Source organism: Pseudomonas sp. B16(2017) (genome assembly GCF_002113205.1).
Classification (GTDB): domain Bacteria; phylum Pseudomonadota; class Gammaproteobacteria; order Pseudomonadales; family Pseudomonadaceae; genus Aquipseudomonas; species Aquipseudomonas pharyngis.
The window spans coordinates 325,261-340,256 of sequence record NZ_NEKA01000001.1; the positions used below are offsets into that span (position 1 = coordinate 325,261).

The 14,996-nt window shown below is 56.3% G+C and carries 9 protein-coding genes; all 9 read right to left on the reverse strand.

All coding sequences use genetic code 11. The features are described from left to right. Positions 1–115: 115 nt before the first annotated feature. From CAG25_RS28145 to tssK, 9 genes are read right to left on the reverse strand one after another with little or no spacing between them, the layout of a single operon-like run. Complete coding sequence (locus tag CAG25_RS28145; RefSeq protein WP_143492933.1) at positions 116–1,222, reverse strand: M48 family metallopeptidase; 1,107 nt, start codon at positions 1,220–1,222, stop codon at positions 116–118. Continuing rightward, positions 1,219–4,383 (reverse strand): hypothetical protein, encoded by a 3,165-nt coding sequence (locus CAG25_RS28745; RefSeq protein WP_256575368.1) that lies wholly within the window; start codon positions 4,381–4,383, stop codon positions 1,219–1,221. The genes CAG25_RS28145 and CAG25_RS28745 overlap by 4 nt, the downstream gene beginning before the upstream one ends. Positions 4,384–4,401: 18 nt before the next feature. Next, positions 4,402–5,421 carry a tetratricopeptide repeat protein gene (locus CAG25_RS01615; protein ID WP_085612092.1) on the reverse strand — a complete coding sequence of 340 codons (1,020 nt, stop codon included), beginning with the start codon at positions 5,419–5,421 and terminating at the stop codon, positions 4,402–4,404. 5 nt (positions 5,422–5,426) lie between these two features. Further along, entirely contained in the window at positions 5,427–7,475 is a 2,049-nt protein-coding gene (locus tag CAG25_RS01620; protein WP_085690981.1) for a type VI secretion system tip protein VgrG, read from the reverse strand. A gap of 28 nt (positions 7,476–7,503) precedes the next feature. Beyond that, the gene (locus CAG25_RS01625) at positions 7,504–8,505 is read right to left on the reverse strand and encodes a serine/threonine-protein kinase (protein WP_011336582.1); all 1,002 of its coding nucleotides are present in this window, start codon (positions 8,503–8,505) and stop codon (positions 7,504–7,506) included. Continuing rightward, positions 8,502–9,230, reverse strand: coding sequence for a PP2C family serine/threonine-protein phosphatase (locus tag CAG25_RS01630; protein ID WP_039765158.1), 729 nt, complete (start codon positions 9,228–9,230; stop codon positions 8,502–8,504). Before CAG25_RS01630 ends, CAG25_RS01625 begins: the two co-directional genes overlap by 4 nt. Next, a complete protein-coding gene (gene tssM, locus CAG25_RS01635) occupies positions 9,230–12,769 on the reverse strand; it encodes a type VI secretion system membrane subunit TssM (protein ID WP_085612404.1) in 3,540 nt (1,179 codons plus the stop codon). The genes CAG25_RS01630 and tssM overlap by 1 nt, the downstream gene beginning before the upstream one ends. A 13-nt stretch (positions 12,770–12,782) precedes the next feature. After that, positions 12,783–13,658 carry a type IVB secretion system protein IcmH/DotU gene (icmH, locus tag CAG25_RS01640; RefSeq protein ID WP_064600459.1) on the reverse strand — a complete coding sequence of 292 codons (876 nt, stop codon included), beginning with the start codon at positions 13,656–13,658 and terminating at the stop codon, positions 12,783–12,785. 5 nt (positions 13,659–13,663) lie between these two features. After that, the gene (gene tssK, locus CAG25_RS01645) at positions 13,664–14,995 is read right to left on the reverse strand and encodes a type VI secretion system baseplate subunit TssK (RefSeq protein ID WP_039765155.1); all 1,332 of its coding nucleotides are present in this window, start codon (positions 14,993–14,995) and stop codon (positions 13,664–13,666) included. Position 14,996: the final 1 nt, after the last annotated feature.

Genomic DNA, 14,996 nt, shown 5'->3' on the forward strand with positions numbered 1-14,996 from the left:
TGCAACTGCCTCTTCGTCACGCCATAAACCTTGATCAGCTCTTCCCAGGAACCCTTCGAACCAAATGAGCGCTGGGTATTATCGAAGCTGTATTGCTCCAATCGCCCCCAGATAGTCAAGAGCCAGATCGTTCCACAACTCTCTTTGGAATTTTCGCAACCTTACCTGACTGCTGCATCATAGAACTATATTTCTTGTAGCTCTCCGCCGCTAATTCCTTTCGACTTAGAGCCCAGTAAGCATCCGCTATATTTAAGTAGGCGACCGTTCTTTCTGGATTTTCAGAAATGACTTTTTTTAGCAGCTCAACAGATTCCGCATAGTACCCAGCCTCAGCAAACAAAAAACCAAGATCGTTAGACCAACTAACTTTATCAGGGTAGTAGTAAGCCTCAGCTATATAACTCTCAGGCGCGCACGATTCGCTATCGCCCCCATCGGCAACAAGACCCCCCATAGATTTGATTAGTTTGTTTTTGTCATTCCCTTTAAATGCCGCTAGTGCTTGATCAGCTGTCGACACTACAAATGACGACATGAGCTTCTGCCGCTTAATTCGACCTTCTTGAATTTCAAAATTTAACTTCTGAAGATACTCAAATGCACCAGCCCCATCAAAACTCACGAGAGATCTAGAAATCAAGTCATTTACAGGTAAAACATAGGCACTCTTAAGAGACCGATCACAAGAGTCATTATTAACTGTATACACAAGCTGACTAACCGCAACGATTTTACGAGCGGCATCATATTGAAACTGAACGTTAAAATTATGTATGACCTCATCTTCTTTTTTGGTAATCAAGCTCACAACATCTCCTACAACGTGCGAGTCTGAATTAAACGTATAAGTTTCCGCCTGAGAGTCCACAACACTTATAGTTTTATCAACACCTTGAAGAACCGACACTTCAAAGCCATCAAAACTATTAGGTGAATAAGCATTGTTAATTTTAGCCAATGCGGAGCTTGCGCTAAAGATAACTTTTCTTCCCCCCGACACATCAGCAAGCAAAACTAACCTATCGGGAAGTGATGCATTATCATTCCTTTCAACTATAAGCTTTTGAGCCCCCATTCCGGGAATCAAATTTATAGCAAGCTCTTTTTTTACTCTTTCTGGAGAAGGAATAACTTCGCTCGGATCTGCCCACGAGAACTGACTAGCAAAAGTTGCAAACAAAAAAATCTGTAGCCCAAAAACATTTTTTGAACTAATCACTTATTAAGCTCCTGATAGATAGCGGTAAAATTAGTTCTGCGCTCCCCATAGCTGTCAGTATGCTTGTTAACAACTTCCGTAATTTTATTAGTGGAATCCGTGTCCGGTGCGACTAGATTATTTATATTATTCACATCCCAAAATCCCATAGCCGATAAGAGCCCTATTTTCGTATCCAGCAATTGATCTGGATTAGAAACCATTTCAATGGTTTCTTCAGGAATTTTTTGTTTTAAGCGGTCTTCTACCGCCTGATAGTTCGACTTCCATGTTAGCTGTATAAATCCTTTACCTTTATATTTTTTACCTTCTTCGCAGCCACCCGCAGTCAACACAAATGCACCTTGAGCCGAGTTGCAGCAATAGATACGCTTTGCTATCTCATCTTCATTGGGAAACTGAGAATAAGCCTTATTCTTTCTAATCGTATAGGCACTTTTCGCCGCGGGACTTAACGCATTATACTGCGCCATCGTAATACGTTTATACCCATACAATTCTGCTTCGGCAGGATAGGTATTAAAATATCTTCCAAACTTAGATCTGAGAGCTTCAGCGGAATACCAAAGATCTTCCACTTTTCCTACCAACGCACTACCAACCTCAGTTTTAACTTGGGCAAAAAATTGTGCCATTTTCGGTGCAGTGTTGATTTCAAAACGATCAGCATACTTATTAAATACCCCCCTAACCTCTTCACGCTTTTCCTCAGAAGAGTCCGGAAACATTTTCTTCATTTGATCGAAAGAAATTAGCTCCGAAACAGAGGAGGTAAACCCTGAGACAAACTCTATAGGATGAAAATGCCAAACCAGACTGGTTTCAGGTGAAGCCTTTCCAGATAGCTCCTCCCAGAAGATAAGATTATCGATCCTCTCTTTCTCATGGGCTTTTAGTTTTGGCGAATGAGCCAAAATATCATCCAGCCGACTCCATTTTGGTTGATTAGCCTTATCTTTCCACTCAGTTGGGTGCCTGGCGACAAGCTTTGACCATTGGGAGCGCGTATCAGTATCCTTCAACGCATCAGCCAACTCTGAAGCATCTATTTCTTTATTATTGTCCTTATCGATCTTATCAAACAATTTCTTGAAGAAAATGGGCATATCGTTCGGATCGAGAAAACCATCAGCAGTGGCGTTCGACTCTTCAACTACTTGAAAACCGAGCTTCTCCCAATCATGCTGCGAGATTAACGGCGCGCCGGCTTTTTTTATCAATCCAGCCACGCTTTGACCTTCGTCTTTGACATTAACCTCGTACCACTCTTGCGAGTCCTTATAAATTGCTATCTTGCTTAAATCGATAGCGTGCGACTCCTTGAGAATCACTTCTCCCGCCGCTGGTGGTTTTAGCCTAAGGGAGGTGCCTTTTACCACGGACAAATACTTCTTCCCAGTTTTCAAACCAGCAGTATTCTTTAAAAAATCTTCAACACTTGCATCCGCAGTAAAAACCTCTACATGAACCTGAAATTTCTCGCTGACATCTCCTGCCTCAGTAATATTTTCTATTTGGCCTAGATACCCTACCGGATCTCCTGCCTTAATTCCGACACCAACATTTAAAACAGAATCAACAGCCGCCGGCTCAGTTACATTCCACTTCAACACATTGTTTTCCGGCGTATTTTCGACACACGCCCAAAATTTAGGCGGTATATTTCCAGCAGCAACCAGATCGCCACTTATCAAAGTACATTCAGCCATTCGCTTCACTGACGTGCCTAGTACTAAATTAAGTACCTTCTGACTGTCGAATTCCACGACACTATTCATAATCAACTGCATAGTGCCGTGCGGAGCGCCTGCCGGTTTTCCATTGCTTGCATCTAGGGGGGCCTCATAAAGAGGAAGTTTATTAACAACTGTCCCCTTCACTTTCCCCTGCCAATAATTAGGGCGCTCCCGTTCCGGCACCTTATCAGCAGTCCAAATTCTATCGCCAGCGTTATTTTTATACGGCTCACCGCCCTTCAAATAAGCAAACCAAACTTCACCGCCTACCTCTTTTGTTTTCTGAGAACCTAGTTTCACATCACCAGAAATGATCTTGCCTTTAACATATATACGATCGGTATCAGCAATAGGCTTTTGATCTAAAATTTCCAGCTTGGTACCTTTAGCCAACTTACCTAAAGAAACTATACTGCTGGATACAGGAAGCTCCTCGTATGCATTAAAATCACCAACCATCATCGTTACTTTGGGCTTAGGTACATCCGCAGACGGCAAAGGATAACGATCGAAAGGCAAAAGATGCATATACAGACTAAAAAATACTAGCTTGTTTTGCTTATTCTTATTTGCACCTTCCTCTGGATTAGGTGCGGACTTATATTCGTGCCGAACCAAACAAAATGAGTTTGAATATTTTAGTTTTTTGTTATCACCGCCGGCGTCAAATATTGACTCCAGATAGTCTTTATTAAGCCGATAAGCAACCACCTCACCATCTGCAATGCAGCGTATTGGCTCATCTAATACGCATTGCGGAGCACTTGCACTGCTGATATGAATTCCGCCATGCCAGAATTTATTACTGCCAAGCAAGAAGTGACCAGAAGTTTCGTTTTCAAGTGCTTTGTATACTTCATCTGCTCCAGTGAACTGCTTACCATCTGGTTTTCTGAATGGATATTGAAAACTCATCAATGGTGCTGCAGCTGCGGGTGCGGGAGCGGGAGCTGGAGCTCCCCCCCCCGTCCGAGTCGACTCTTTAACCCTTAAGAATTTTGTAGGCACTGGCCAATACCAAGCCTTCCCAAGGGCACCGAATTTGGCAGTGGCTGGCCCAGAACTTTGTGCTCCGAAGAATTCTCCAAACTCAGAATCCAGCGTACTGTCATAACTTTCTACAATACCTGTATGGTTCAACGTCTTATTTTGATGATTTGACGTGGCATTAATCCAGAGTACGATATCTCCCCGCTTCACATTAGCCGGGCTTATTACATCGTAATATTTGAGCGCTTCCTGGCTATTAAGCCCAGCGGTATTCTGGTAAGGAACTTCGTAGCCCGCCCCCGTCAGCAACAAGTTAACCATATGAGAACAGTCGACAACCTTTTTACCATTCTCTACGGCGTAACCATCCCCGCCCTCCTTATAGCTATAATTCGCGCTGGTGTAATTTCCAGATAAATCCAGTGGTTCTGTCATTTCTGCTTCCTGCAATAATCAATAGCAATAGCTGGCTTTAGCAATTCCAGCAGGCTGCTTACTCAGACGTTCCAAATGTGCGATAGACCCTTTGCTGCCTTTTTGAGCAGCGAGTTGGTAGCAGGCAATCGCCCTGGACATGTCCTTAGTAACCAGTTCTCCAGTTTCAAAGGCTCGACCGAGTGCATTTGTTGCAAAGGCGTCTCCCATACGGGCCGCCTGCGTCAACGCTTCTTCAGCCTCTGCTGGATGCTGGCATGGAGCATCAGAGGAAACATTGTTTCCATCGCAGTAAAACAACGAAAGGCTCATCGCACCCTCAGGCAAAGTGGTCGCTGCTGCCTTGAATAGCTGTTCAACTTTATTAGTTTCTAGCTGCGGGGCCATGCCAGAAAGGCTCAAACTTGCAGCATTCAAACTAGCCTGAGGATCACCGGAAGCTGCTGCGCATAGGTAGTTTTCCAAAGAAGCTTCAAATAACTCACCTGTGAGTCGGTACTGCTCTAGCCCCCCCAGGCCTCTGAAGGCTTCTGCACGCTGGAAGCAAAAGTTCTCTGCCTCGCTCATGTGGGCATTGCTCGCCTCTACGAGATCTTTCTCTCTGATCGACCAATCTTCAACACCCTCAAGCACCCAACACGCTTGGCGAGAAAAGTTGAAGATCTTGATGTGGCTGTTACCTGCTCGCTTGTCCACAACGTTGAAATGACTTTCGTCAATCGCTTCGACCTCTACGCCGTCAGTCTTATCTGTGCCGACAGGCGCCAATAGCGGAAACCGCAAATTGGAGCTCTTGACTCCCGTCGTTTGCGGCTCAAAAACACCATGTTCTCCCACCGGTTTCAAAACCAGCGACTTCACCGTCATCGCAGTCAACCGCTGCTGAGTTTCAGCATTCGCAGAGAACGCCGGCAGGAACTGGGAAAAGTCCTCAGACGGACACTCATCTGCATAAGCGCTGCCATGAAACAGGCTCAGCAGCGAGGCGGTGAACGCCGCTACCGCGAAGCCGTGCCTCTTCTTCAAAAAACCATTCATGTCGATCACTCAGAAAACACAAAAAAAGCCTTCGGCTTAACCTTCTCAGGCGGCGCATTCAACAACGCCTGATCCATCAAACTCCCCGCCTTATCCTTATCCGCCGCCCCCGGCAGCACCGGCGGCTTAATCCCGATCCCGGTCCCCGACCCAGCCGACCCGCCAGCATTAATCTTCACCACCGGCCCAACCACCGTCACACCACCGCCATCGAGCTTGATGAAACTGCCACCGCCGAGAATCGTCAGCTCAGTCCCCGCCTCAATGACAATCTTGTCCCCAGCCTTGATGTGAATCTCTTTCCCGACACTGGTCAGTTGCGCCGTCCCGAGCTTCACATGCTGGCTCTCGCCAATAGTCAGGTGGTCGTCCATCCGCGCTTCGATCTTGCGGTCGCTGATGGTGGTGCGGTGTTCTTCTGCCTTGAGCTCGGTGTAGCTGTTCTTCACCACCGTGTCGTGACGTTCATTCCCGACGCGAATCTTCTGGTCGTGTTCGACGTTTTCGTCCCAGTCGCGCTGGGCGTGGATGAAGATTTGTTCGGCGCCTTTTTTGTCTTCGATGCGCAGTTCGTTGTAGCCACCGCCGCCCGGGGAGCTGAGGGTTTTGAAGACGCTGCGGGTTTTGTTCGCCGGCAGGGCGTACGGCACCGGGTTTTCCTTGTGGTACAGGCAGCCGGTGACGAGGGGTTGGTCGGGGTCGCCTTCGAGGAAGGTGACGAGGACTTCCATGCCGATGCGCGGGATGGAGATGGCGCCATAGCGGTCGCCGGCCCAGGAGCTGGAGACGCGCAGCCAGCAGCTGGTTTTGTCGTCGGCCAGGCCTTCGCGGTCCCAGTGGAATTGCACCTTGATGCGGCCGTATTGGTCGCAGTGAATTTCTTCGCCTTTGGGGCCGGTGACCATGGCGGTCTGGCTGCCGAGCACGCGGGGTTTCGGGTGCTCCAGCGCGGGGCGGTAGAACACGTCCCACGGGGTGGCGAGGAAGCGGTTGCGATAGCCCTGGTGGAAGTCGTCCTTGTTGTCGGTGGTGTCGCTGGTGACCGACTCTTCGAGGACTTGCGGCTGTTTGCCTTCGTGGAAGATTTCGGTGAGCAGCCACAGGTCGTTCCACTCGCTGCGCGGGTGGTCGGACATTTCCATGAAGTGGCCGCTGACCAGTCTGGTCTGGTCACCACGACCTTCGGCCTGGCGGTAGTCGGCACGGTGGCGTTCGAGGGCGCGCTGGCTGAGGAACTTGCCGCGCGCGCGGTCGATGAAGCGGCCGGGGTAGTCGTAGTCTTCCAGATCCGGTTCAGCGTCTTTGCTATCGAGAGCGCCGTCCGGTTTGTACGCCGCCTCCATTTGCAGGCGCGGCTTTTCGAAGTCGTAGTCGCGGCGGGTGGTGCGGCTGGTGCGGGTTTCCAGGCGCAGCTTGAAGCCTTTGATCACCGGTTCTTCGGCGACCATGCCGCTGCCCTGTACATACGCGGTCGGTTGGCCGAGGTTGGGGAACACGGTCTGGTCATCGCCGAACACCAGCAGGTGGCCTTTCTTGCTGTGCTGGAAGTGGTAGTGAATGCCTTCTTCTTCGCACAGGCGCTGGACGAAGTGCAGATCGGTTTCGTCGTACTGCACGCAGTAGTCGCGATCCGGGCACGGCTGGCTGAGCTGGAAGCTGTAGGCGTTGCCCTTGATGCCATGCTCGTCGAGGATCAGCGCGATGATTTTCGGCGCCGACATCTGCTGGTAGATGCGCTGGTTGGTGCGGTGATGCAGGTATTGCAGCTGCGGCACCAGCGAAACCTTGTAGCGGGTCAGGCGCTTGCCGGCATCGCCCTGGGCCACGCGGTAGATCTGGCCGTGGATGCCCGAGCCCTGCGGATCGAGGGCGAGGAAGGCCTGTTTGTGCAGGAGTTTTTCCAGGTCCAGATCCGGGTTTTCGCTGACCAGTTCGATGTCGAAACGAAACGGCTGGCTGATGCCTTCGGTGCCGGTGAACGACAGGACTTGCAGGTCGCCTACGTAATCTTCAACGGTCAGGCTGAAGTGCGTTTCGTTAGCTGGGTTGAACATAAAGTGCTCCCTGTTCGAATGTCATCCGTTACGCCCTCAGCCGCAAACGCTGCAGCCAGGACGAAGTGGCGCCCAAGGCGTCACGCAATTGTTCGGCAGAAATGTTGCGCTCTGCCGCGTCAAAGGCCAGCGCGGTGCGCAGCGCGGGCCAGCAGTGTGTCGGTAGATTTGCCGGGGCTTGCAGCTCGCGCTCCAGGTGTTCGTCACGGGCCTGGGTCGAGGGCAAGCGGCGGAACGGGTGTTTGCCGCCCGCCAGTTCATAGATCACGCAGGCCACGCCGTACACGTCCGCGCTGGCCGACAGCGGTTGGCCCTCAAGCAGTTCGGGGGCGGCGTAGCCCGGGGTCCAGGCGTTGAAGCGCTCGCGGCTCAGGTGCGGCAGGCCGGGCAGGATGCCCTCCTCGGCCTGCCCGAGACCGAAGTCAAAGAGGCGCACGCCGTCTTCGCTGAGCATGACGTTGCTCGGTTTCATGTCACCGTGCAGCACGCCGCGACGGTGGGCGTAGGCCAGCGCGTCGAGCAGCGGCAGCGCGATGTCGCGCAGTTCTTTCCACGGCAGGCCCAGCGGCCGCTCGCAGAGCAGTTTGTCCAGGGTCAGGCCACGCATGAGTTCCATGGTGATGAAGGCCCGCTGGCAATCGGTGTCCACTTCGAACGTGTGCGGTCGCAGCACATTGTCGTGGCGCAGGCGTCGGGTCAGGGCGAACTCGCTGTAGAGCAAGGCACTGGCATCCGGCGACTCGGCAAATTCTTCGCTGAGGATTTTCAGCGCAATGTAAGGATCGGGATCGCCGAACTGCTCGTGCAGGAGATCCCGGGCCCGGTAAACCGCACCCATGCCACCGGCCCCGAGCAGACGCTCGAGGTGGTAGCGGCCTGCCAGAACATCCGGCAGTGCGCCGACGCTGGCCTTGGTTGGCGCCAGCGCGGGTTCGGCGTTGTGCTGCTTTGCAAAAGCGAAATAGGTCAGGTTGTTGGCCTGCTCTTCGCTCATCAGCAAGTCGTCGACTGAGGATTCGATTTCAGTCATTGGCGAATCACCACGGCCGTCAGGTTGTCGCGGGCGGCGCCCCGCAGGGCACCGTCGAACAGACGTTCCAGCGCCACATGTGGCGCCGCCAGGCTGAGGGCGTTGCCGAGGGCATCGCTGCTCAGGCCTTGATACAAACCATCGCTGCACAGCAGGAATACATCGCCCGGATACACCTCAAGCTCCAGCACATCCAGCGTCAGTTGTTCCGCCGCGCCGACCGCCCGGGTCAGGGCCTGGGCCGCCGGGTGCGCCGCTGCCTGTTCGACGCTCATCTGTTGCTCGTCGATCAATTGCTGTTGCAGCGAGTGATCCTTCGACAGCTGATACAACCGCTGCCCGCGCCACATATAACAACGACTGTCGCCGGCCCAGATGCAGGCCGCGCGATTGCCTTCCACCAGCAGCGCCACGACGGTGCTGCCCATGATGCTGTCGTGGCGCCCGGCGGTGACGGTCAACTCTTGCCCCAGGCGCCGGTTCAGCCAGTGCAGGCACTGGCGGATGGCTTTGAGGCGTTCGTCGAAGTCTTCGTGCTGCGGCAGTTCAGCCAGGCTGGCGACGATCAACTGGCTGGCGATGTCGCCACCCTGATGACCGCCCATGCCGTCCGCGACCACCCACAGCCCATGCTGCGGGGTGTCGAGGAAGGCATCTTCGTTGCGCGACCGCACCTTGCCCGGGTCGGTTCGCGCCGCGCTGCGCCAGGGACTGGCCACCAGCATCAGAGCTGCACCGGCATACGGAAGGTACGCAGCACGCCCATGTCGAACGGGTTCGGCGTGCGCTGGCTGGTCAGCAGGTAGTTGGCGCGCAGGCCACCCACGTCGGCTTTGAGCACCAGCACGTCGCGTCCGGTCAGGTACTCGGTCTGCATCAGGTCGAACAGACGGAACAGCGACCACGGGCCGGAGTTCTTCTCGATACCGATCGGGCGCCCGGCCATCTTGTCCATGACCAGGCTGGTGCGACCGTCTTCAGCATCGGTCGGCCACTTGAAGCTCATGGGCAGGATCGGACCGTGGCGGTACTCCATGGTCTTGTCGCCGAACTTGAACTCGGAACGGCTGACCGCCGGATCGAGGGTGTACGGCTCCAGCTTGAACTGCACGGTCGGCTCGGCCGGGTTGATCGAGAAGAAGCTCTGGCGAATGTTCAGGGCCGCCGCCATCTGGTCGAGGAAGACCTTGGACACCGGCAGGCTGCGACCGTCGATGCTGCGCATCCGGTAGTTGCCCGGATCACCGCTGACGAACGGACGCATGTAGCTGTCGAAGAAGCGGTCGATGGTGCCTTGAGCCCGGAAGAACTCGCGGAAATCGCTGATCGCCACGTCGCTGGTGCTCGACGCGCTGAACGGATAGCGCTTGCTGATGGTTTTGCCATACACGCTGTACAGCTCGTTCTGATAACGGCCGTTCAGGTATTGGTAGGCATCGTTGAGCACCAGGCGCCACGAGTCTTCGGCCAGCACGTTGAACCACACGCTCAGCGGACGCGGCAGACGACCGGACGCATTGCGCAGATTGGTCAGCGCATCACGCTGGCCGCTCATGCGGGTCTTGGCCAGTTCGAACGCGGCTTGCTCCGGTGTGCTGGAACGGGCAAGGCCCGCCAGTTGCAGTTGCAGGTCGTTGAGCGCGGTAAAGGCCGGGGTCAGGTCAGCGGCCGGCCCGTTGTTGTCGTCGAGCAGTTTATGCAGCGGCTCGAAGCGACGTTGCAGGGACTTCTTGGCCGTGTCCGGCAGGTTCTTCGCCACGTTCATGGCCGCAGCCTTGTCCGTCAACGCCGAAGCGAGTTTGCCGACCTTGCCCAGTTTGCCCTTCTGCCCCGCCAGCGCATCGGCAGCGTCACCGGCTTCATCCACCGGTTCAGGAGCTGCCGGGAAGCGGGTGTTCTCACGCACTTCGGTCAGCAGCGCCAGCACCGGCGAGTTGGCCGAGGTCAGGCCCGCCAGTTGCTCGGCGCCTTCACCGGCATCGCTGATCGGCGGCAGCGCCACCTGGCCAACGGCCTCGCTCCAGTAGTTGGCATAGTCGCGGAAGTACAGTTGCTCCAGCTCGACCATCAGGCGACGCAAGTCCATGTCGCTGATGCCGGCGCCTTCGCCCAGCACCCAGTTGTCACGCAGGATGTCGGTCACCAGCGATGCGCCTTGGACCGAGAAATACTGCTGATAGCCGGTCTGGGTGTAGAAGCCCGGAATCACGTATTCAGTGCCAATGAACAGCGAGCCCTGCGGCCCGAGGTGCTGGCTGAAACGGTAATCCGGCAGGTTGCGCGCCTGCTCGCGGAGCATGCGGTAAACCACGGTCGCCAGCGACTCGCTGCGCAGGATCTGACGCGCCTGGGCCACCAGTTGCTCGTTGAGCGGATAGATAAACGGCTGCTGCAACAGACGCTCGAGGTGCGTGTTCAGACCGTTCTGCACTGCGGTGTTGCCGGTGTAACGCTGCGACCAGTCCGCCGCGATCCAGTCCTTGAGCCATGCCGCGTCGCGACGATCCTTCATGTTCAGCATCAGGTACGCGCGCAGGCTGTTGATCAGCTTTTCGCGGTCCTTCATGTTGGCGCGGATCTGGCCTTCAAGCATCGTTGCAACGCGCGGCAGCAGTTGCTTTTCAAGCTCGTGCTCGTAAGCCTCCTTGACCACCGGATTGACGTCCTGGCCCTGATACAGACCCATCCGTTCGTGGTACGCCGCGTCGCCTTTTTTCGGGAACACCTGGGTGGCAGCGTAGCTGGTGTCGAGGGTTTTCAGTGCGCCCATGGCGTCATCGCGCGGCGACAGTGCCGTGCGTTGCTGCGTCCAGTTCTGCGCCAGATTGCGCAGGTTTTCCAGACGCTCGTAGTTGGCCGAGAAACCACCGGCCCAGAGCATGCCGAACAGCACCAGCGCACCCAGTGCGCCGACGTACAACGCACGCTGGCCCCAGTGGATGCGGCTGCGCTCGCGCTTGTCCAGACCGGCCAGATCGGCCTCGGGGAAAATCACCCGGCTGAGCAAGTGATGGATGAAACGCGAACGACCGCTGCGCAGCGTCGGCAGCACGCCGGCGCTCATGCCCAGACTCGCGCCGATGCCGGCGGTGGTCGAATCCATTTCCTGAGTCAGGTGCGGTGCGCTGGTCAGGTAGAAACCACGCAGTTGCGTCGCACGCTGGTAGCGGTTGCCGGTGAACGCCATGTCGACCAGCAGGCAGAGACGCTCGCCGATCTGGCCCATCTGGTGCGGGAAGTCGAGGATGCGGCCACGGCGCTGGGTGTCGCGCTCGGAGTGCATGCGCATGATCACCTGGCTGTTGAGGCGACGCAGCAGCTCTTCGAACTCGTTGCGCAGCACCGTCACGTCGGTGCCGACCTGATCCTTGCGGAAACTGGTACCCAGCACCTGATCGCTTTCTTCGCGAGTCAGTTGGTCGAAGAACTCGTCGAAGCCCAGCAGCTTGTCGGCCTTGCTCAGCACCAGATACACCGGCACATCGACGTGCAGCTTCTGATAGACGTCTTGCAGACGCGCACGCACCTGGCGGGCCAGGGTTTCGATGTCCTGTTCGCTGCCACCGGTCAGGGTTTCCACCGGAATGGTCACCAGCACGCCGTTCAGCGGACGACCGCGACGACGCTTGCGCAACAGTTCCAGCAAGGTGGTCCAGGCGCTGCCGTCGACTTCTGCATCCGGCTGGGTCAGGTAGCGGCCGGCGGTGTCGATCAGCACACCGTGGTCGGCGAAGTACCAGTCGCAATGACGGGTTCCGTGGGTGTCACGGGTCAACTTGCGGTCGATCTTGTTGATCGGGAATTCCAGCCCGGAGAAGTCCAGCAGGCTGGTCTTGCCGCTGGCCTGCGGGCCGATCAGCAAGTACCACGGCAAGTCATTGCGCCAGCGTTCGCTGCGGCCGCGATACAGGCTCGAAGTCTTGAGGGTTTTCAGGGCGTCCTTGAAACGCTCCTTCAACTCTTTCTGCTCTTCGTCGATCAACTCTTCGCGGCGGATACGGTCCTGGCCGTCTTCGGTTTCTTCGACGGCTTTCTTGCGGATACCGGCGCGCCAGCTGACGAAGACCATGGTCAGGCCCCAGATCAGGAACAGCACGCTGATGGTCAGCAGACGCGAAGTCGCGCTTTCCCAGAACTTGTAGTCATCCACTGCCAACAACGGGCCGACGAACCACACCAGCAGCGCCACGAACAGCACCAGCAGCAAGGTCCAGACCCAGGTCTGGCGCAGGAAGGCGCCGACTTTCTTGAAAAACTTTTTCATCACACGTCCCTGTTTACGGCTGCGACTGCGGCGAGGCCGCGGCCGGATCAAGCGGCTGATATGGTTGCAGAACGGTGTCGCGCTGCTCGCCCAAGACCCAGGCGAAGCCCGAATACATCATCACCAGACAGACGAAGGTGAACAGCACCACCATCCACGCCGGCACGATGCGCACCAGATTGCGACGCTGATCGTTGAGGCCTTCCCACTGCGGCGACAATTCGCGCGGCACGTCGCCACGCAACTGACGGATCTGCCGGTACAGGGCGTCGCGGATGCCTTCGAGCTCCAGCATGCCGCGCGCCTGTACGCGGTACTTGCCCTCGAAACCGAGGGACAGGCACAGGTACATCAGCTCCAGCATCGGCAGGTGCTTGACCGGGTTTTTCGACAGCCGATCGAGCAGCTGGAAGAACTTCTCGCCACCGAAGGTTTCGTTGTGGAAGCTGCTGAGCAGGCTCATCTGCGACCACTCGCTTTCATTGCCCCACGGCGTGGTCACGACGGCTTCGTCGACCACGGTGCAGAGCACGTAACGGGCGGCCATCACCTGGCTGCTTTCGGCGCCGTTGTGCAGGGCGCGCACTTCGAACAGCTTGAGCCCGGCGGTCAGGCGCTCGTTGAGCGCGTAGAGGTCTTCGCGGGTTTCGCTGTGCTTGAGGCGCACCACTTCCGACAGCAGTTCGGACGACGCCGCCACCAGCGAATTGAGGCTGATGTTGAAGGCCTCCGCCGGGCGCAGGCGCGCGGCGTAGATCATCCGTTCTTCCAGTTGCTCGAAGCGCGGTGGCGCGGCGAAGTCGGTCAGCGGACTCGCCGCCGGGCCATGGCCCTGACGGTCGAGCAGGACGGTTTTGTCGTCCTGGTTGTGTTCCATGTCCTTGATCATGTCGGTCAGTTCCTGATGGCCCAGAATTTCAGTTCAAGCTCGGCGAATTCGCCGGACACGTGGAACGCGAAGCCGCCGGAGCGCTCGAGTTGTGCCAGGTCTTCGGAACTGAGTTCGAGGATGAAATAGGTTTTGTTGGAGTGGAACGCGATCTGCCGCGGGGCCACCGGCAACGGTTTGACCTTGATCCCCGGCAGGTGCAGGTTGACCAGTTGGCGGATGCGCTCCACCGGGCCGACCTTGAGGTGCGCAGGCAAGCGGTTGCGCAGTTCTTCGGAGTCGCAGTTGGCACTGGCTGCCAGCACGAACGACGCCGAGCCCAGCAGTTTGTGGTCGTGCAGCGGCGACACGATGATCCCGTACTGACGCGCTTGCAGGATCAGTTCGATGGCGTGCTGTTCCAGCACCATCGACAGTACCTGACGGATCGACTCCATCAGTTTGCGGAAGCTCGCACCCTGGTCAGCGTGGGAGTAACGGCTGTCCAGACGCGGGCGTTTGCTGTCGCTGGAGAAGGTCGCCAGATCGCCGAGCATGGTCAGCAGCGTGCGGTACAACTCTTCCGGGTGAACCTGCTCCAGACCCAGGTAGTGGCGCAGCAGCAGTTCGGTGCGGTTGATCAATTGCAGCATCATGAAGTCGCCAATTTCCGCGCCGCCGACCTTGCCGTTCGAACGGATGCGCTCGGCAATGGTGTCGCCCCGGTGACCGAGCATGCTGATCACTTCTTTCAGGCACGACAGCAGGTAGCTGGAGGCGTGGGCCTGAATGTAGGTCGGGACGAAATCCGGATCGAGGCTGATCACGCCGTCCGGCGTGGTGTCGAGCACGTCGCAGATCTTCAGCTTCACGTAGGCCTGATCGCTCTGCTGCTCGCCGAGCAACAGCTTGAAGTCCGGGCGACCGCAACTGACCTGGCTGGCGGAATCATCACCGGCGTTGGAGTCGGCCACTTCGGCGTCATACGCGGTGTAACGCGCCAGCACGTCGGACTGCTCCGGGCGACGGGCCTCGATGTGGTTACCGGTGACCAGTGGCAGCGCCAGGTAGATCGGCGTGTTGCCGGTGTTCGGCGGCACGTCCAGCGCCAGCGGCTCGGTGTTGCCGCCGAGCTCGAACAGGCTGCCGTCCGGCAGGATCCCCGAGGCTTCACTGATCACCAGTTTGCCCATGTTGAGGAACTGCAGGTCGATCTCCAGATTCAGGAAACCCCAGGTGTAGCCGCCCAGCAACCGGGTGCGGGTCTTCATCTGGTGATCGTAGTAGCGGTCGTTGTGCTGGAAGTGCTGCGGACGCAGCAGCATGCCTTCCTGCCAGATGACTTTATGGGTATTCATG